Source organism: Kitasatospora sp. UYEF31 (assembly GCF_057291755.1).
In genome coordinates this window covers 18,545-35,804 of the sequence record NZ_JBXAWK010000061.1, presented here as the reverse complement: position 1 = coordinate 35,804, position 17,260 = coordinate 18,545, and the positions used below count along the sequence as shown (strand labels likewise).

Sequence of the window (17,260 nt, the reverse complement as noted above, 5' to 3'; positions counted from 1 at the left end):
CCCAAGCGAATCCCGAACGCCTGACCGGCGAAGATGCCCCGCCGTCACCCCATCGAGTGACCACAAGCCGGGCATAAGATCACATACCGCACTCTCAGGGCGGTGGTCCACAGGGCAGGGGCGCGGGGGGTTTTGCGTACGGCGGTGTTCTGGGTGGCGTAGACGGCGGCGAAGGCGGCCGCGGCTCCCAGGGCGAAGGTGTCGTCGTCGAGGGCGGCTCGGACGGTGGCCAGTGCGAGCAGGGCGGCGGTCATGAGGTGGAGTCCGCCGCGTAGTGCGCGCTGGGCGGTGGGGAAGGGGATCACGGTTCTTCCCAGTCTAGGTTTTTGTCAGTCGGTCGGCATCGGTCAGAAGGTGTAAGCGGTGGTGCGCCTTTCGATCTTGAAAGTGCGGCTGGCGGCCTGATGTCTGAAGGGGGTTGGTGCGCGGACAGTGGGTTCCTGCTGCCTGGCACCAGAGTCGGGCGTACGGAAGTGGGACTGTCGTGTTCGTCGCGTGGAGGGACCTGCGGTTCGCCCGGGGCCGGTTTGCTCTGATGGGGACGGTGGTCGTGCTGATCACCGTGCTGGTGGGGCTGTTGTCGGGGTTGACGGCGGGGCTGGGGCGGGAGAGCACGTCGGCGGTGACGGGGTTGCCCGCGGACCGGCTGGTGTTCTCCCCGGCGGCCGGCGGGGGTCTGTCGTTCACTGAGTCCAGGGTGTCGGAGCGGACGCGTCAGGGGTGGGCGCGTCAGCCGGGCGTGCGGCGGGCCGATCCGTTGGGGATCGGTACGGTGCGGGCCGGTGCGGGGCGGCGGGTGGCGGCGGTGGCGTCGTTCGGGGTGGAGCCGGGTTCGCCGTTGGCGCCGCGTTCGGATCTGCTGTCGGACGGGGCGGTCGTGCTGTCCGTCGGTGCGGCCGACGTCCTGGGCGTGCGGGCGGGGGACCAGGTGGATCTGGGTGGTCGTACGGTGCGTGTCGCCGCAGTGGCGGGGGACGCTTCGTACAGTCATACGCCGGTGGTGTGGACGGACCTTTTGGTGTGGCGGCAGGTGACGCGGGCGGGTGACGGTGCGGCCACCGTGGTGGCGTTGCGGACTGGCCCCGGGCTGCGGACGGGGGTGTCGGACAAGGAGTTGGGCACCCGTACGGTCGGTCTGGACGATGCTTTGTCGGCGGTGGGTTCGTATACGGCGGAGAACGGTTCGTTGCAGTTGATGCGTGGGTTCATCTTTGCGATCTCCGCTTTGGTGGTGGGGGCGTTCTTCACGGTGTGGACTATCCAGCGCAGTGGTGATGTGGCTGTGTTGAAGGCGTTGGGGGCGTCGACGGGGTATCTCCTGCGTGATGCGTTGGGGCAGGCCCTGGCGTTGCTGGTGCTGGGCACCGTGGTGGGGACGGTGATCGCCGTGGGGGTCGGTGCGGCGGTGTCCGGGAGTGTTCCGTTCGTTCTGGATGTCGGGACGGTGCTGCCGCCGGCGTTGGTGATGATCGTGCTGGGGACGGCGGGTGCGGCGCTGGCCGTCCGCAAGATCACGTCCGTCGATCCGCTGACGGCGCTGGGGAGCGTCCGGTGACCGGGGCCGCCGGGCGCGATGCCCCGGTGCGCGGCCTGACGACCTGTGTCCTTTCCGACCCGCGGAGCCTTTGATGAGCCTGACCCTGACCGGCGTCACCCTGACCTACCCCGACGGCGCGACCCGGTTGACCGCGCTGGACGATGTGGACCTGGAGGTGCCGCGCGGCACCCTGACCTTGGTGGTGGGGCCGTCGGGGTCGGGGAAGTCGAGCCTCCTGGCGGTGGCGGCCACTTTGATCACCCCGGACCGCGGGCAGGTCGTGGTCGACGGTGTCTGTACGGACGGGATGAACCGGCGGAAGCTGGCGGAGCTGCGTCGGACCCGGATCGGCATGGTGTTCCAGCAGCCGAACCTGCTGCCTTCGCTGACGGCCGCCGAGCAGTTGCAGCTGATGGTGCATCTGGACGGTCGCCCGGCGCGGACGGGGCGGGCCCGTGCGCTGGAACTGCTGTCCGCCGTCGGGTTGGCCGATCAGGCGCACAAGCGTCCGCAGCAGATGTCGGGCGGGCAGCGGCAGCGGGTCAACATCGCCCGATCGCTGATGAACGAGCCGACGGTGCTGCTGGTGGACGAGCCGACCAGTGCGCTGGACCGGGAGCGTGGTGCGGCGGTGCTGCGCCTGATCGCCGGTCTCACCCGGGAGCGGGGCACGGCCACGGTGCTGGTCACCCACGACCAGGCGCACCTGGAGCTGGCCGACCAGGTGGTATCGGTGTGTGACGGGCGGGCATCGACAGGGCGCGGTGAGCCTGCGAACGTGTGAGGCGTTGTTGCCGGGTCCGACGGGTTGACGGGGTGTCCTGATGGTGCAGCAGGTGGAGCGGGTGGAGATCACAGCGGGCGGGCTGGTGTTCCGCGCCAGGGTCGCGGGCCCTGAGGACGGACGGCTGGTCGTGCTGTTGCACGGCTTTCCGCAGACGTCCGCGGAGTGGCTGTCGCAGTTGGACGCCCTGGCCGGGGCGGGATACCGGGCGGTCGCGTTCGACCAGCGCGGCTACTCGCCGGGGGCGCGCCCCCGGGAGGAGTCGGCGTACGACCGGGACGCCCTGGTCGGTGATGTGCTGGCGGTGCTGGACGCGCTGGGGGCGCAGCGGTGTGACCTGGTGGGGCACGACTGGGGCGGTGCGGTGGCCTGGCAGGTGGCGGGGCTGCACCCGGGCCGGGTGCGGTCGCTGACGGTGGTGTCGACGCCGCATCCGGACGCGATGTGGGCGGCGTCGAGGGATGAGGCGTCCGGGCAGCGGGAGCAGTCGTCGTACATGAAGCTGTTCCGGACGCGGGGCACGGCCGAGGAGACGTTGCTGGCGGACGACGCCCGGTATCTGCGGGGGGTGTACGGGGGGTTGCGGGCGGAGTCGGTGGCCGAGTATCTGGGGGTGCTGCGGGAGCCGGGGGCGTTGACGGGTGCGTTGAACTGGTACCGGGCGGTGGATCCGAAGTCGTTGCATGAGGCGGGGGTGATCGTGGTGCCGACGTTGTTCGTGTGGGGTGAGGAGGATGCGGCGCTGGGGCGGACGGCGGCGGAGCTGACGGGTGGTCATGTGGGTGGGCCGTACCGGTTCGTGGCTTTGCCGGGGGTGGACCACTGGGTGCCGGAGAACGGTGCGGAGGTGTTGAACGCGGCGTTGTTGGAGCATTTGGGCGTGTACTGACGGTGGGGTTGTCGGTGACGGCGGTGGGTGCCGGGTGTCGGTGCGCGGTGGCACCCGGCCGGGTCCGGGGGTGTCCCGTACGCGGTCACCGGGGTCGGGTGAGCCGTCGACCGAAGTCTGGGCGGCGTGGCCGGTCGGCCGCAGTGCCGGCCTGGTGCGGTCTCCTACCGTGGGGATTGGGTGGGCGGTGGGCCGACGCGATGGTGTTGGACGACAATGCTCTGGCGCACCACGTGTGGAAGGCTGCGGGGTATGCGCGGCAGGAGCAGTGGGCGCGGTGGGTCAAGCCGCTGTGACCTGCGGGCGGGCCGGGTGCCGGGCGGGTTTTGAGCTGTGGTGCGGGTGTGCTGCGCGGTGTCGGCCCGGTCGTGGGTCGGGAGTGTGGAGGCCGTCGTACGGTCGCGCTGCGCCGCGACGGCCGCAAAGTGGTTGCCCGCGGTGTCGTGACCTGCGACGATCCGCCTGATGACAGACGACATGACACCCCGGGTTCTCATTTCACCGCAGCGCGAGCCGGAGACGGTCCGTTTCGTGCCGTTGCCTACGGCTGCGATGGCCGCCCTGTTGGACGGCGACCTGCCCGGCGCGAGCGCCCTGACGGGGGTGGTCCTGACGGACTACTTCACGACGGACAAGGCTGCGTGGTTGTGGCGCTACCGCCTGGGCCAGTTGGAGCGGGACCCGTCGGCCGCGCCGTGGATCGTGCGGGCGGTGGTCACGCGCCCTGACGACACGGTGGTGGGGCACGCCGGGTTCCACGGGCCGCCGGACGCGGACGGCATGGTCGAGGTCGCCTACTCGGTCGATCCGGCGCACCGCCGTAAGGGTTACGCCACCGCGATGCTGCGTGAGCTTTTGCGCCTGGCCGCCGACGATCCGTCGGTGGTGCGGGTGCGGGCTTCGATCAGCCCGGACAACGCGGGGTCGCTGGCGACCATCCGGGGCTTCGGGTTCGTGCGCGTCGGTGAGCTGTGGGACGACGAGGACGGCCTTGAGCACCTGTTCGAGGTGCCCGCCCGGGACGTCGGCGACGCCGGGGATCGGCCGCGGCCGTAGTGGCGGGCGGACCCGGGGCCGGACTGCCGCAACGGGCGGTCCGGCCCCGGGACGCACCTTTCGGCCGCTTCACCGGCCCCGGGTGCGGCGTGCGCGGCGGCTTCGCGGTTCAGTCGGCCCGTACGGCGTAGACGACCGCTTCGGCCTGGGCGGCGTGCGACGGCGGGTAGGACACGGTGTGCACGCTTCCGTCCGCCCCGGCCACGGGTGTGGACATCCAGCGGGTGCCCATCGGCCGCGTCCAGCGTTGCTTTCCGGTTTTGACGTCCAGTCCGGCGAGCGCGCCGTTGGGTTTGGGCTCGATCATTTCGGGCTGCGCGCCGGCGGTGGGGGTGCCGGTGGGCTGTGCGGTGACCGCGTCGACGCTCACGCACAGTGTGCCGCCGACGAGTACGGGGGTGGACAGGCCGCCGGCCACTGCGTCGCCGGTGGGGTGGGTCCACCGGACCTGTCCGGTGGCGGCGTTGACCGCGTACACCGTCCCCTGGCTGGCGAAGATCAGTGGGGGGTCGGTGGGTGCGGGGGTTTTGGTGGGTTCCGCGTCGCCGGACTGTACGGCTGAGGGGTAGGCGGCGAAGTAGACGGTGGTGCCGTTCTTGTCGGCTGTGACCCGGGTGGTGTGCCGTACGTCCGTCTGGAGTTTCCAGTTGACGCCGCCGGTGCCGGTGTCCAGCGCCTGGAGGGAGGCGGTGGATGCCTCGTCCTTGCCGTTGGTGGTGATGTACAGGGTGTTGCCGAACACCTGCGGGGTGCCGCCGGAGCCCGCGGCCATGCCTTCGGTGCGCCAGCGCTGCCGGCCGGTGGCGGTGTCGACGGCGTAGGCCACCCGGTCCTTGTCGGTGCCCGGGTCGCCCGCAGTGGTGCGGATGAACAACGCGCCGTCGGCCAGGAGGGGCTCCGACACCCACGGTTCCTTCGTCAGGAAGGACCACTTCTGTGTGCCGTCGGCGGGATTGAGGGCCAGTGCGGTGCCGCCGTAGGAGCTGTACTGCGGCTGAGCCGTCACGTACACCGTCCCGTCTGCTCCGACGGCGGGCGTGGACGGGAAGTACCCCGTGCCGGCGGTCCCCGCGGCTGCTGATGAGGGCCAGTTGACGCCCGGCGACGGCGGGAAGGCCCACCTGACGGCTCCGCCGCCCGTCGGGTCCAGGGCCGTGACGCTGCCGGATTTGCTGTCGTCCTCCGAGGTGCGGCCCACGGCCAGCACCAGCAGGCCGCCGGCCAGGGTGTCCGCGACAGTGACCGCCATCGACGTGAACGGCTGCTGCCAGCGCGGCGATCCGGTCACCGCGTCGAAGGCGTGCACGGTGGAGGTGTAGGGCTTGTCGGAGCTGGAGGTGTCCTTGGGGGAGCGCGCGACCAGGTACACCGCGTCCCCGACGACGGTGGGTTTGCCGACGTAGTGGGCGGCGGCGGTGCGCCGCCACAGTTCCTGGCCGCTGTCGGCCTTGAGCGCCACGAGGAACCCGGCCAGGCCCGCGGTCTCGGGGCCGACGCCGTCTCCGGCGACGTACACGATGCCGTGGTGCACGACCGTCGACGGTGCGCCCATCTTGCCCACGGCGGTCTGCCACAGGCTCTCGCCGGCAGAACCGCCGTCCCCGGTCAGCAGCCAGCCGCCCGTGCCGGCGGCGGCCGCGACGGCGACGACTCCGCCGGCGACCAGGAAGTTGCGGCGGCTCAGGCGGCGGCCCGGTGTGGTGGCGTCGAACACGGTCGACTGTGCCGACTGTTGGGTTGTGGCGGTTTCCCGCGTTGTCGCGGCGGCGGGCGGACGCGGCGGCCGGGGCGGCTGCACGGTGCCCCCGACGGGGGTCACCTGTGTCACGGCGGTGCCTTCGGGCGCGGGTGTCGTGACCGCCTCCGGTGAGTCCGCCCGGGTCGCCGGAGGGGGGCCGGCCGGCGTCTCGACCTGAACGTGAGGTCGAGGGTCGTGACCTTCACCCATGTGACGCCGGGTCAGTTCCGCGGCGAGCGCCGCCGGCAGCCAGGCCCCGCTGTCGACGACGGTGGCGTCGCGGTCGCCGACGGCGCGGCGCAGCACCTCGGGCAGCGTGGGTCGGTCCTGCGGGCGTTTGGCCAGGCAGTGGGCCAGGAGTTCGCGCATCGCGCCGGGCACCATGTCCAGGCGTGGTCCGGTCTGGATGACGCGGAACAGCATCTGCATCTGCGGCAGCGGCTCGTCGGGGTCGAAGGGGCCGCGCCCGGTGCCCGCGTAGACGAGCACCGAGGCGAGGGAGAACACGTCGCTGGGTGGGCCGACCTGTTCGCCCATGGCCTGCTCGGGTGACATGTACGTGGGGGAGCCGATTGTCTGGCCGGTGCCGGTCAGCGGGTTGGTGCCGGATTCCACGGCGCGGGAGATGCCGAAGTCGATGACGCGTGGGCGGTCGCGGCCCAGGATGACGTTGGACGGTTTGAGGTCGCGGTGGACCAGGCCGGCGCGGTGGATGGCCATGAGGGCTTCGACCAGTTGTGCGGCCAGGATGCGCAGTGCCGGTTCGGGGAGTGGCCCGAAGTCGCGGACGGCGTCGCCCAGGGGCAGTCCGGTGAGGTATTCGGTGGCCAGCCAGGGTGGTTCGGAGTCGGGGTCGGCTTCGGCGATGGGTGCTGTCCAGGCGCTGTCGACGCGGCGGGCGGCGTCGACTTCGTGGCGGAAGCGGTCGCGGAAGCCGGGGTCGTGGGCGTATTCGGCGCGGACGGTCTTGACGGCGGCGCGCAGGCCGCCGGGGGATATGCCGAGGTAGACCGAGCCCATGCCGCCTTCGCCGAGGCGTGCCCGCAGTCTGTAGGGGCCCAATTGCCTCGGATCTTCCGGACGCAGCGGTTCCATGCTCACCCAACCCCGTGTGTTCGCCCCGGGCGTTCCGAAACCGGTGCCGGGTGTGTGCGACTGATGGACGGTCAGCGTAGTGGGCGCGTGCGTGGAAGACCTCGGCGGAGGCCCTGGAGGCGCAGGTCTTCCAGGCGGCACGCGACCAGGTGGCCGCCGCCGACCAGGTGTGCGACGCACGGGGCCGGAGCGTGGGGGCGACGATGACCTCCTGGCCCGGGCGTCGCAACGACCCGTGTGACAGCGGGGGGGGAGGTCCGCGCACACGAACGCCGGCCCGGCCGGGGGAGAGGCACCCCCGGCCGGGCCGGCGTTGTTACGGTGTGGCGCCGTCCGGCCGGCGTACTGCCCGGCCGGCCTGCTGCGCCGGTCGGCCTACTGGGTGCCGTCGCGGAAGCCGGCGCTGTGCGGCAGCGGTGCCGGGGTGTCGGCCTCCGTCGGCTGCTGGACGGCCGGCTCGTACACCGGCTCGGCGGCCACGACGGGCTCGACGGACGGGGCCGGCAGGCAGGTGAAGCCCAGTTTGGTCAACGCCCGGACCACTTCAGGGGTGTTGAAGTCCTGCGGACGCTGCCCGGTGATCACCGACCCGACCTGCTTGATCGGGTAGGTACGGCGGCCGATCTTTACTGATTCGCCGGTGACAGGTTCAGCCTTGATCCCGCTCATCGCCCTTTCCACCTCGCTCTGCTGCAGGTGGAAGGAAAAACCAGCGATGGTGAAGCGCATAGTGCCTCAGTCAGCAGTAGGGATGGTGCAGGTACCCCCAAGCGTCTCACATGCGAAGGTCGTACGTACCGCCGCTGGGCTGCCGTACATGCTGTCTGAGGGCTCCGGACGGTGGGCAGGCTCGCTGGTGGACGACAGTCGGACAGGGATCGGGGAGACCAATGGACGCACTCGTACTGGGGCCGCTGCTCCGCCATGTGGACCGCACCACAGCGACGGTGTGGGTGGAGACCGCCGGCGCCGCGCGGGTCACCGTGGAATGTGGCACGGCGTCAGGTGCCGCGCACACCTGGCAGGCCGGCGGGCACCACTACGCTCTGGTGGTGGTCGACGGACTGGAACCGGGCACCGTCACCCCCTACACGGTCGCGCTCGACGGCGCCGGGGTCTGGCCGCCGCCGGAGTCGGCGCTGCCGCCGAGCACCATCCGTACGCTGCCCGACGGGCAGGCCGGGCAGGCCCTGCGGATCACCTTCGGCTCGTGCCGCTGGTCCAGCCCGCCCAGCGGCGGCGACCAGGGCGGCACCGCGCAGGAGGTGATGGGCCCCGACGCCCTGGACTGCCTGGCCAAAAAGCTCATCGCCGGGCACGCGGACCTGCGGCCCGACGCCCTGCTGCTGCTCGGCGACCAGGTGTACGCCGACGAGACCTCCGCGCGCATGCGGGAGACCCTGGCGCAGCGCCGTGACCTGAGCGTTCCGCCGGGGGGGCAGGTCGCCGACTTCGAGGAGTACACGCAGTTGTACCTGGAGTCGTGGGGTGACCCGGAGATCCGCTGGCTCCTGTCGACCGTGCCCAGCGCCATGGTCTTCGACGACCACGACGTGATCGACGACTGGAACACCTCGTACGCCTGGCGGCAGGACATGGCGGAGGTTGTGTGGTGGCCGCAGCGGATCTCCGGCGCGCTCGCGTCGTACTGGGTCTACCAGCACCTGGGCAACCTCGATCCGCGTGCTCTGGAGCAGGACGAACTGTACGCGCGGGTGCGTGAAGCCGGGCGCGACGGTGACGCCGCGGAGTTGCTCGACGAGTTCGCCGTACAGGCCGACGCGGAGGCTGACGGGAAGGGCCGTGCCCGGTGGAGTTTCCGGCGTGACTTCGGTCGCACGCGGCTGCTGATGATCGACTCCAGGGCGGGGCGGGTCCTGACCAAGGACGCCAGGGGGATGGTCGGCGCGGACGAACTGGCGTGGATCGCGGGGCAGATCGATGAGGGCGGCTTCGACCACCTGTTGATCGGTACGTCCCTGCCGTGGTTGTTGCCGCACGGCATCCACGACCTCGAGTCGTGGAATGAGGCGTTGTGCGCGGGGGCCCGCGGGGACCGGGTCGCGGGGTGGAGTGAGAAGGTGCGGCGGGCCGGGGACCTCGAACACTGGGCGGCGTTCCGGGAGTCGTTCGACGCGTTGGCCGGTCTGATCGGCCGTGTCGCCCGGGACGGTGTGGCGGGGGAGCGGCCGCCGGCGACGGTCAGTGTCCTGTCGGGGGACGTCCACCACGCTTATGCCGCTGAGGCTGTGTGGACGGACGCGGCGTGTGGTCCCGCGTACGGGACCGGGGCTGCGGCGTCGTGGCACAGTCGGGTGGTGCAGTTGACGTGCTCCCCGGTGCACAATTCGGTGTCGGGGGGTATTCGTCTGGGGTTTCGTTTCGGCTGGAGCCGGGCGGCCCGGCTGATCGGCCGCGGGCTGGCCGGGCATGCCGGGTTGCGGCCGGTGCCGGTGGAGTGGACGAAGCTGGGCGGGCCGTGGTTCGGGAACCATCTGATGACGCTCACGTTCGAGGGTCGCGGTGCCCGGCTGGCGCTGGACCGTGCGGCGCCTGACAAGTTGCGGCCGTTCCGCCGGGTGAAGCCGGGTCCCGGTGGCGCGGAGGCGACGTTGCGCAGGCGGGGGACGGTGACGGTCCGCGAGGGCTGACCGGGCTGGGTCCGGGCCGGGCCGGGCATCGCCTGGGGCGCTGGGGTGCTGGGGCTTCCTGGCGGTGTGGCGGTGTGGTCCCGCAGCGCGGTCGCCGGGCCGGGCGGGGGCCGGGGTGTTTCGGGAGGATCAATCTGGGTGCAATGTTACTGGGGTGTATTCGCGGGTTGTGGTGCGGTGACGCGGGCGAGCAGATCCACTTCGGCGCGTAGTCGCGCCAGTAGCCCGGCGACGCCGTCCGGGTCCGTCGTGGCGGCCAGGCTGTCGACGATGGCTGAAATCCGGCTGGCGGCCGCGTCGATCTCCAGGGTCCGCCGGTCGGTGGGATCTTCGCGTACGGAGGCCTCGTAGGTCTGTGCCGGTGTGTGGGGTTGTGCGGTGCGCCGGCGCCAGGCGCGGGTGCGGCAGGCGGGGGAGCAGTAGCGCGGCGGCCGGCCGATGCGGGTGCGGCCCGGTGAGGTGAGTCCGGCGTTGGGCCTGGCCGCCTGGAGGTCGTTGCCGCAGATGACGCAGCGGGCTTCCACGGTTGTCCTGTCCGTTGTGCGGGGCCGGACGGGCTTGTCCGGACCCCGCAGGGTACCGCCCGACATGCCGGAACGTGGCGGAGCGTTTACGGTGAATCACGAGGGGTGGGGCTTGCGGCTGTCGTACGTGTGCGGCGGCTGAATCCAAGGAGCGTGCAGTGGCTGTACACCCGGAGCTCAACGGTAAGCGCGTCAAGGCCGACGACGATCCGAAGGTCTACCTTGTGGTCGACGGGGCCCGGCGGTCGCTCACCGGCGAGGAGCAGTACTTCAGGCTGTGGTCGAGCTGGGACGGCGTCGAAGCCATGGACCTCGGTGACATCGACGAGGGGCCCGCGTTGGACGGCGGTGCCTATCTGGCCAGGCAGGACGACGCGCAGCGTCTGTTCGTGGTCAACGGCGGCGAGAAGATGTTCATCCCCAGCGATGAGGCGATGGGCCGCTACGGCTTCGACGCGTCGCTGGCGCGTGCGGTCCCGGTCGCCGACCTCGACGCTCTGGGTTCGGGTCCTGACCTGTCCTGACGCCGGGTAGGAGGTTTCGGTGCGGGAGCCCCCGGCGACGTAGTGTCGCCGGGGGCTCTTCGTGTCGGGCCGGCCTCAGCGGTGTGCGGCGCCGACGCGGGCCGCCGAGGTGCCCAGGCCCGCCGGTCCGCGCCACCGCGGGGCCGGGGGTGTGACCTGCCGCAGGAGTTCGGCTTCGCGGTAGCGGTCGCACCCTTCGTGCCAGTTGAGGATGCCCGACAGCCAGTTCTTGAGCTCCTGCGCGTAGCCGTCCAGGGTGGCGCGCGCTTCGGCGTCGAGGCCGTAGTCGCGGTACAGGGCGGGCAGGCCGGTGGCCACCACGTGTTCGAACTCGCGCGTGCGCGCGGTCATCAGGTCGTGCACGATGCGCAGGGCGGCCTGCCGGTCGCAGGAGAGGAAGTTCTCCACGACCAGGACCGCGTTGTGGATCTCCCCGTCGAACTGGACCTCCTTCTGGTTGGAGAAGACGTCGTTGATCAGGCACGCGACGTCGGCCGCTGCCGACTCCATGGCCCGGACGGGGCGGGTGTCGTAGACCCCGGCGGGGACGGTCCTGCCGTGGGCCAGCCGGGACAGGCGCATGGTGAGGTCGGAGCCGAAGGTCTGCCTGCGCATCTCGGTGTATGGGAAAGACTTCACGGGGGGCGTTTTCGTCGGGTGGGGGCCTTCGGGGGTTTTTATCCCCCGGGCCGGGGCTACGGTGAGGACCGGCCACCGCCCGCCGACCGGACGGCCCGGGCGGGACCGCCACATGTGAAGAGGCCAGCCCATGATCCGGGTCTTCCTGCTCGACGACCACGAAGTCGTCCGGAGAGGCCTCGCCGACCTCCTGGGCGCGGAGCCCGACATCGAGATAGTCGGCGAGTCCGGGTCGGCCGCCGAAGCCGTCCGGCGCATCCCGGCGCTGCGTCCCGACGTGGCGATCCTCGACGGGCGGCTGCCCGACGGCAGCGGCATCGACGTGTGCCGTGACGTGCGGTCCCGGAACCCGGAGATCAACGCTCTGATCCTCACGTCGTACGACGACGAGGAGGCCCTGTTCGCCGCGATCATGGCCGGTGCGGCCGGCTACGTGCTCAAGCAGATCCGCGGGCAGGACCTCGTCACGGCGGTGCGCACGGTCGCCGCCGGGCAGTCGCTGCTCGACCCGGCGGTCACCGCCCGGGTCCTGGACCGGGTGCGCCGGGGGCCCGTGGCCGCGGTCACGCCGACGGGTCTGACCGAGCGGGAGAAGCAGGTGCTCGTGCACATCACCACGGGCCTGACGAACCGGGAGATCGCCGAACAGCTCGGGCTGGCGGAGAAGACGGTCAAGAACTACGTGTCCGCCGTGCTGAACAAGCTCGGGCTGGAGCGCCGGGTGCAGGCGGCGGTGTACGCGACGGAGTTGCAGCACGGCACCGGGCGGCAGGGACGCGACACCTGAGTTCTCCGTCCGAGGGCCCTTCGGCCCGGTCCGGCGGTACCCGCGCGCCCGGTTCCCCCGGTGGGCGGACCTGCCGGTGGTCCTGCGCGGAGACTCCGGGGTCACCCTGTGGCCCACGTCACAGCGCCGGGACCGGCGCGGAGCGATGATTTTCCGGCGGCACGGCAGTCTCCACTGGTGTACGCCACCCGGAACGAAGAAGACGAAGAAGAGGATCAACCCCATGCGCATTGTGGTCAGTGAGTTCATCAGCCTGGACGGCGTCGTGCAGGCACCCGGCGGACAGGGTGAGGACGACGACGGCGCCTTCGCCCACGGCGGCTGGTCGCACCCGTTCTTCGACCCGACGGTGGGCGGCGCCTTCGACGACGTGACGGCCAAGGCCGGGGCGCTGCTGTTCGGGCGCCGCACGTGGCAGACGATGGCCGCCGCGTGGCCCGGGCGGGCCGGCGACCCGTTCGCCGACCGGATGAACGCCCTGCCGAAGTACGTCGTGTCCCGGACGCTGGGCGACGACCGGCTGACGTGGGACAACACCACGCTCATCCCCGGCGACGACGCCCTCGCCCGCATCCGGGAGCTGCGCGCGGCCGACGGCGGCGACCTGGTGGCCATGGGCAGCCCCACACTCGTACGCACTCTCCTGAGCGAGGGCCTGGTCGACGAACTGCGGCTCATGGTCATGCCGGTGCTGCTGGGCGGCGGAAAGTCGGTCTTCCCCGCCGACGGTGGACTGCGCACCCTGGAACTGGTCTCCGCGGTCACCAGCGGCACGGGCGTTCAGGTGTGCACCTACCGGCCGGTCACCGCGGGGTAGCCGGGTGCCGGGCGGGCCGGCGGGGCGGTCACGTCACCGCACGCCGACACCGTACGGCCCGTACAGGTCGAGCAGCCGCACCCGGTCGGCCTGCAGCCGGTCGGCGATCACCTTGGCGCACAGCAGCACCAGGGTGTAGCCGAACGCGGGGTCGCGCCCACACTCGGCGCGCACGGCCGCCGCGTCGAACTCCACCGCCCGTACGGTGCCCACGGCGGTTGCGCCCAGGTGCCAGCGGTAGGGCTGGAACAGCCAACCCCAGCCGAGCAGGTCACCCGGGCCCAACTTGTCCACCACGGCCGCCCGGCGGCCGGGGACGTGCAGGTCGAGGGTGACCGCGCCACTGTCGAGCAGGTAGAACCGGCTCGCCGCCGCTCCTTCGTCGAAGATGCGGGTCCCCGCCGGGAAGACCACGTCTTCGCCGAGTGACCGCAGCCGCTCGGCGTGCGGTTCGGGGAGCCGCCCGAGCAGTCCGGTGGTGTACGTCATCACTGAGCCCCTTCCGCTGGTGTGTGCCGGGTCCGGCCGCATCGGCCTGCCCGCGTGCCGGCCCGTACGCGATCCCTCTGCCCGGCCACGGAACCGCGGGTGCGACGTCGCAAGCCACGACCCCGTACGCGATGGCTTTGCTATTTCTCCGGCGCGACCCGCGCCGGGCGGCCCGTGCGCAGCGCCAGGCCGATGCCGTCGGCCCACGCGTCGATCTCGGCCCAGTCGCGGAAGTCGCCGAAGCGTCCGCCGCCGAAGCGGAAGGCGATGCGGCCCAGCGGCGGGAAGTGGTCTTTGTGGACGGCGCCGGCGAACGTGTGGTGGTCGCGTACGTCCAGTGTTCCGGGTAGGGCGGTGACGGCGTCGGGTGTCCTGGCCGTGCGCTGGAAGGTGCCGCCGAGGGCGCGGGTGAGGCCGACGCTGAAGAGCCAGACGGGGCGTGTGGTGACCGCTGCCGTGTGGTTGACGAGGAATTCGGCGGCCGGCGGGAGCCACTGGGCGTTGTGGACGGCGCTGCCGAGGACGAACGCGTCGTAGTCGCGGGTGTCCGGGGCCGAGGCCATGTCGGCGGCCACGGCTTGGACGCCGTTGCCGGTGAGGCGGGTGGCGATGCGTTCGGCGATTTCGCGGGTTGATCCGTGGACGGTTTCGTAGGCGACGAGGACTGTCATGGCGTCATCTCCCTGACTGTTGGTACGACCTCACGATGTGTGCGGTGTCCGGTGGTGTGACAGGGCCGCCCGGCCCGGGTCCGCGGGCCGGGCGGCCCTGAACAGGCGGGCACGCGCGATCCACGATGGGACCTGGTAGCCGGAAGTGCCTTGGTGAGGACGGAGCGGGGAAGTGGACGATTCGGCGATGCGCGGGCTCGGACGTCGGGAGGCCCTGGACCTGGTCCGCGGCTCGGCGCTGGGGAGGGTCGTGTTCACGCTGCGGGCGATGCCCGCGATCCGGCCGGTGAACTTCGCGCTGGTGGGTGACGACGTGGTGTTCCACGCGGCTTCGGGTTCCCGGGTGGCCCGTGCGCTGGAGGGTGCGGTGGTGGCGTTCGAGGTCGACCGGTTCGACCTGGAGCTGCGGCGGGGGTGGAGTGTGACGATCACCGGGGTGGCGCGGGAGGTGCTCGACCCGGTGGAACGGGCCCGGCTGTCGGCCTGTATTCCCCCGGCGTGGGCAGCGGGGCCGGACGGGAGTGTGATCCGGATCGACGCCGAGCTGGTGGCGGGGCAGTCCACGGAGGTGTCCGTTGCGGGGTGGGGGACGGTCGCGCGGCCGCATTGATGAACCCTGGGCACGTGAGCAGGTGGGCATGTGAGTATTCGAACCAAACTGGAGGTCTGCATGACGCCCGGAACAGCCGTTGTCCCCACGCCGCACCCGGAGCCTGACCTCACCGCCGTGGACGCGTGGTGGCGGGCGGCGAACTACCTGACGGTCGGCCAGATCTACCTGAAGGACAATCCGCTGCGCGCCGAGCCTTTGCGGCCGGAGCACATCAAGCCGCGGCTGCTGGGGCACTGGGGTACGTCGCCGGGTCTGAACCTGGTGTACGCGCACCTGAACCGGGTGATCCGTGAGCGGGGCCGCAGCGTCATGCACGTGACGGGCCCCGGGCACGGGGGGCCGGCGGCGCTGGCGGCGTCGTGGCTGGACGGTACGTACTCGGAGCGTTTCCCCGACGTGCCGCGGGACGCGGCGGGTATGCGGGAGTTGTTCAAGCAGTTCTCGTTCCCCGGCGGGGTGCCCAGCCACATCGCGCCGGGTGTGCCGGGTTCGATCCACGAGGGCGGTGAGCTGGGCTACAGCCTGTCGCACGCGTTCGGCGCGGCGTTCGACAACCCTGACCTGGTGGTGGCGTGCATCGTCGGTGACGGGGAGGCCGAGACGGGGCCGCTGGCGACGTCGTGGCACGGGAACAAGTTCCTGAGCCCGGCCACCGACGGCGCGGTGCTGCCGGTCCTGCACCTGAACGGCTGGAAGATCGCCAACCCGACGCTGCTGGCCAGGATCCCGCAGGAGGAGTTGCACGCGCTGCTGACCGGCTACGGCTGGGCCCCGTGCTACGTGGAGGGCGACGATCCGGCGGTGGTGCACCGGGCGATGGCGCGGGCGCTGGACGACTGCCTGGACGCGATCGACGCGTTCCAGTACACGGCGCGCAACGGTGGCGCCCGGGTCCGGCCGCGCTGGCCGATGATCGTGCTGCGCACACCCAAGGGCTGGACGGGCCCCGACGCGGTCGACGGGGTGCCGGTGGAGGGCACGTGGCGGTCGCACCAGGTGCCGTTGCCGGGTGTGCGGGAGAACCCGGCGCACCTGGCGCAGTTGGAGCGGTGGCTGGACTCGTACGGCCCCGGGGACCTGTTCGACACGGGCGGGCGGCCGCGGGCTGCGGTGCTGGCCAACGTGCCGGAGGGTGATCTGCGGCTGGGCGCTACGCCGCACGCCAACGGTGGTCTGCTGGTGCGTGACCTGCCGGTCCCCGACCGGCGGCAGTACGCCGTGCGGGTCGACAAGCCCGGCACGTCGATGTCCGAGCCGACGCGGGCGATGGGGGAGATGCTGCGCGATGTGATGGCCGCGACGGCGGCGGCGCGCACGTTCCGGGTGTTCGGCCCGGACGAGACGGAGTCCAACCGGCTGGGTGCGGTCCTGGAGGTCACCGCGAAGGCCTGGCAGGACCCGGTGACCGACCTGGACGTCCACCTGGCACCTGACGGCCGGGTGGTGGAGATGCTGTCCGAGCACACCTGCCAGGGCTGGCTGGAGGGCTATCTGCTGACCGGCCGGCACGGGGTGTTCTCCAGCTATGAGGCGTTCACGCATGTGGTGTCGTCCATGTTCAACCAGCACGCCAAGTGGTTGCACGCGTCCAGTGGGATCGACTGGCGTCCGCCGATCGCGTCGTTGAACTACCTGTTGACGTCGCACGTGTGGCGGCAGGACCACAACGGGGCCTCGCACCAGGACCCCGGGTTCATCGACCATGTGATCAACAAACGTCCCGAGGTCGTACGGGTGTACCTGCCGCCGGACACCAACTCGCTGCTGGCGGTGGCGGACCACGTGCTGCGCAGCCGCGGCTACGTGAACGTAATCGTGGCGGGGAAGCAGCCGTCGCACGACTGGCTGGGCGCTGAGGAGGCCGCGTCGCACTGTGCGCGGGGTGCGGGTGTGTGGGAGTGGGCGTCGAACGACGACGGTGAGCCGGACGTCGTGCTGGCGTGTGCGGGGGATGTGCCGACGCTGGAGACGGTCGCGGCGGCGGACATCCTGCGGCGTCATCTGCCGGACCTGCGGGTGCGGGTGGTCAATGTGGTGGACCTGATGCGGTTGCTGCCGCAGAGTGAGCATCCGCACGGGATGCCGGACGGGGAGTACGACGCTTTGTTCGGTACGGATGTGCCGGTGGTGTTCGCGTACCACGGGTATCCGTGGCTGATCCACCGGTTGACGTACCGGCGGCATGGTCACGGGCAGGTGCACGTGCGGGGTTACAAGGAGTTCGGGACGACGACGACGCCGTTCGACATGGTGGTGCTCAATGACATGGACCGGTTCCAGCGGGTGATCGATGTGATCGACCGGGTGCCGTCGTTGGGTCGGCGGGCGGCTGGGTTGCGGCAGCACATGCAGGATCTGCGGGCGCGGCACGGGGTGTGGATCAGGGAGTACGGGGAGGACATGCCGGAGGTGCGGGACTGGGCCTGGAGCCAGTGACCGGCTGACC

Annotated in this window: 17 protein-coding genes; 10 read left to right on the top strand and 7 right to left on the bottom strand. The window is 71.4% G+C overall.

Features of this window, described 5'->3' with window-relative positions:
* Positions 1-44: 44 nt before the first annotated feature.
* Positions 45-305 (bottom strand): hypothetical protein, encoded by a 261-nt coding sequence (locus AC0Z36_RS24520; protein ID WP_485465200.1) that lies wholly within the window; start codon positions 303-305, stop codon positions 45-47.
* Between the two features lie 179 nt (positions 306-484).
* Here AC0Z36_RS24520 and AC0Z36_RS24515 point away from each other — a divergent pair, with 179 nt between their 5' ends.
* From AC0Z36_RS24515 to AC0Z36_RS24500, 4 genes are all read left to right on the top strand, one after another.
* Positions 485-1,555, top strand: coding sequence for an ABC transporter permease (locus tag AC0Z36_RS24515; protein ID WP_485465199.1), 1,071 nt, complete (start codon positions 485-487; stop codon positions 1,553-1,555).
* Between the two features lie 73 nt (positions 1,556-1,628).
* On the top strand, positions 1,629-2,321 hold the full coding sequence (locus AC0Z36_RS24510) for an ABC transporter ATP-binding protein (RefSeq protein ID WP_485465198.1): 693 nt from the start codon (positions 1,629-1,631) through the stop codon (positions 2,319-2,321).
* A 40-nt stretch (positions 2,322-2,361) separates the two neighbouring features.
* Positions 2,362-3,210: an alpha/beta fold hydrolase gene (locus AC0Z36_RS24505; RefSeq protein ID WP_485465197.1), complete on the top strand. Its 849-nt coding sequence runs from the start codon at positions 2,362-2,364 to the stop codon at positions 3,208-3,210.
* Between the two features lie 465 nt (positions 3,211-3,675).
* Entirely contained in the window at positions 3,676-4,266 is a 591-nt protein-coding gene (locus AC0Z36_RS24500) for a GNAT family N-acetyltransferase (RefSeq protein ID WP_485465196.1), read from the top strand.
* 109 nt (positions 4,267-4,375) lie between these two features.
* Here the strand turns inward: AC0Z36_RS24500 and AC0Z36_RS24495 are convergent, their stop codons facing one another.
* Positions 4,376-7,099 (bottom strand): protein kinase domain-containing protein, encoded by a 2,724-nt coding sequence (locus AC0Z36_RS24495; protein ID WP_485465202.1) that lies wholly within the window; start codon positions 7,097-7,099, stop codon positions 4,376-4,378.
* 375 nt (positions 7,100-7,474) lie between these two features.
* On the bottom strand, positions 7,475-7,828 hold the full coding sequence (locus tag AC0Z36_RS24490; protein ID WP_485465195.1) for an SCO5918 family protein: 354 nt from the start codon (positions 7,826-7,828) through the stop codon (positions 7,475-7,477).
* A 161-nt stretch (positions 7,829-7,989) separates the two neighbouring features.
* Here AC0Z36_RS24490 and AC0Z36_RS24485 point away from each other — a divergent pair, with 161 nt between their 5' ends.
* Positions 7,990-9,750 (top strand): alkaline phosphatase D family protein, encoded by a 1,761-nt coding sequence (locus AC0Z36_RS24485; protein ID WP_485465194.1) that lies wholly within the window; start codon positions 7,990-7,992, stop codon positions 9,748-9,750.
* Between the two features lie 146 nt (positions 9,751-9,896).
* Here the strand turns inward: AC0Z36_RS24485 and AC0Z36_RS24480 are convergent, their stop codons facing one another.
* Positions 9,897-10,274, bottom strand: a complete 378-nt coding sequence (locus AC0Z36_RS24480) for a hypothetical protein (RefSeq protein WP_485465193.1) — start codon at positions 10,272-10,274, stop codon at positions 9,897-9,899.
* 158 nt (positions 10,275-10,432) lie between these two features.
* Between AC0Z36_RS24480 and AC0Z36_RS24475 the strand changes: the two genes are divergently transcribed.
* Entirely contained in the window at positions 10,433-10,798 is a 366-nt protein-coding gene (locus AC0Z36_RS24475) for a hypothetical protein (protein WP_485465192.1), read from the top strand.
* 75 nt (positions 10,799-10,873) lie between these two features.
* On the opposite strand, the gene AC0Z36_RS24470 is transcribed toward AC0Z36_RS24475, so the two are convergent.
* Positions 10,874-11,437: a terpene synthase family protein gene (locus AC0Z36_RS24470; protein ID WP_485465191.1), complete on the bottom strand. Its 564-nt coding sequence runs from the start codon at positions 11,435-11,437 to the stop codon at positions 10,874-10,876.
* Positions 11,438-11,567: 130 nt separating this feature from the next.
* On the opposite strand from AC0Z36_RS24470, the gene AC0Z36_RS24465 reads away from it, so the two are divergent.
* The gene (locus AC0Z36_RS24465; protein ID WP_485465190.1) at positions 11,568-12,224 is read left to right on the top strand and encodes a response regulator; all 657 of its coding nucleotides are present in this window, start codon (positions 11,568-11,570) and stop codon (positions 12,222-12,224) included.
* Positions 12,225-12,447: 223 nt separating this feature from the next.
* Positions 12,448-13,041, top strand: a complete 594-nt coding sequence (locus AC0Z36_RS24460; protein ID WP_485465189.1) for a dihydrofolate reductase family protein — start codon at positions 12,448-12,450, stop codon at positions 13,039-13,041.
* Between the two features lie 33 nt (positions 13,042-13,074).
* Here the strand turns inward: AC0Z36_RS24460 and AC0Z36_RS24455 are convergent, their stop codons facing one another.
* Together AC0Z36_RS24455 and AC0Z36_RS24450 are read right to left on the bottom strand one after the other, a co-directional pair.
* Entirely contained in the window at positions 13,075-13,530 is a 456-nt protein-coding gene (locus AC0Z36_RS24455) for a Crp/Fnr family transcriptional regulator (RefSeq protein ID WP_485465188.1), read from the bottom strand.
* Between the two features lie 140 nt (positions 13,531-13,670).
* Positions 13,671-14,201, bottom strand: a complete 531-nt coding sequence (locus AC0Z36_RS24450) for a flavodoxin domain-containing protein (protein ID WP_485465187.1) — start codon at positions 14,199-14,201, stop codon at positions 13,671-13,673.
* Positions 14,202-14,373: 172 nt separating this feature from the next.
* On the opposite strand from AC0Z36_RS24450, the gene AC0Z36_RS24445 reads away from it, so the two are divergent.
* Entirely contained in the window at positions 14,374-14,811 is a 438-nt protein-coding gene (locus tag AC0Z36_RS24445; RefSeq protein ID WP_485465186.1) for a pyridoxamine 5'-phosphate oxidase family protein, read from the top strand.
* Positions 14,812-14,871: 60 nt separating this feature from the next.
* Positions 14,872-17,250, top strand: coding sequence for a phosphoketolase family protein (locus AC0Z36_RS24440; protein WP_485465201.1), 2,379 nt, complete (start codon positions 14,872-14,874; stop codon positions 17,248-17,250).
* Positions 17,251-17,260: the final 10 nt, after the last annotated feature.

Coding starts and splice junctions, on each gene's coding strand:
- AC0Z36_RS24510 (WP_485465198.1), top strand. CDS start 1,629: ATGAGCCTGACCCTGACCGGCGTCACCCTGACCTACCCCGACGGCGCG.
- AC0Z36_RS24505 (WP_485465197.1), top strand. CDS start 2,362: ATGGTGCAGCAGGTGGAGCGGGTGGAGATCACAGCGGGCGGGCTGGTG.
- AC0Z36_RS24500 (WP_485465196.1), top strand. CDS start 3,676: ATGACAGACGACATGACACCCCGGGTTCTCATTTCACCGCAGCGCGAG.
- AC0Z36_RS24495 (WP_485465202.1), bottom strand. CDS start 7,099: ATGGAACCGCTGCGTCCGGAAGATCCGAGGCAATTGGGCCCCTACAGA.
- AC0Z36_RS24490 (WP_485465195.1), bottom strand. CDS start 7,828: ATGCGCTTCACCATCGCTGGTTTTTCCTTCCACCTGCAGCAGAGCGAG.
- AC0Z36_RS24485 (WP_485465194.1), top strand. CDS start 7,990: ATGGACGCACTCGTACTGGGGCCGCTGCTCCGCCATGTGGACCGCACC.
- AC0Z36_RS24465 (WP_485465190.1), top strand. CDS start 11,568: ATGATCCGGGTCTTCCTGCTCGACGACCACGAAGTCGTCCGGAGAGGC.
- AC0Z36_RS24460 (WP_485465189.1), top strand. CDS start 12,448: ATGCGCATTGTGGTCAGTGAGTTCATCAGCCTGGACGGCGTCGTGCAG.
- AC0Z36_RS24455 (WP_485465188.1), bottom strand. CDS start 13,530: ATGACGTACACCACCGGACTGCTCGGGCGGCTCCCCGAACCGCACGCC.
- AC0Z36_RS24450 (WP_485465187.1), bottom strand. CDS start 14,201: ATGACAGTCCTCGTCGCCTACGAAACCGTCCACGGATCAACCCGCGAA.
- AC0Z36_RS24440 (WP_485465201.1), top strand. CDS start 14,872: ATGACGCCCGGAACAGCCGTTGTCCCCACGCCGCACCCGGAGCCTGAC.